The 309-nt window shown below is 53.4% G+C and carries 1 protein-coding gene; it reads left to right on the top strand.

Annotation, left to right across the window (positions count from 1 at the left end):
• Positions 1–17: 17 nt before the first annotated feature.
• Positions 18–309, top strand: a 292-nt coding sequence (locus HEN33_RS25715) for an Ail/Lom family outer membrane beta-barrel protein (RefSeq protein WP_152079257.1), incomplete at its 3' end; no start/stop codon positions are given.

Raw genomic sequence — 309 nt, 5'->3', positions numbered from 1 at the left:
AAAAGCGAGAGGTAATTATGCGTAAACTTTATGCCGCCATTTTGTCCGCAGCCATTTGTCTGGCCGTATCCGGTGCGCCTGCATGGGCATCTGAACATCAGTCCACGCTGAGCGCGGGGTATCTTCATGCCCGGACCAACGTTCCCGGCAGTGATGATCTGAACGGGATTAACGTGAAATACCGTTATGAGTTTACGGATACGCTGGGGCTGGTGACGTCATTCAGCTATGCAGGAGACAAGAATCGCCAGCTGACCCGTTACAGCGATACCCGCTGGCATGAAGATTCCGTGCGTAACCGCTGGTTCA

It is taken from the genome of Escherichia sp. 94.0001, assembly GCF_013369155.2.
GTDB classification, from domain to species: Bacteria; Pseudomonadota; Gammaproteobacteria; order Enterobacterales; family Enterobacteriaceae; genus Escherichia; species Escherichia coli_F.
The sequence above is the reverse complement of the archived record's forward strand: the minus strand, read 5'-3'. Positions and strand labels throughout refer to the sequence as shown.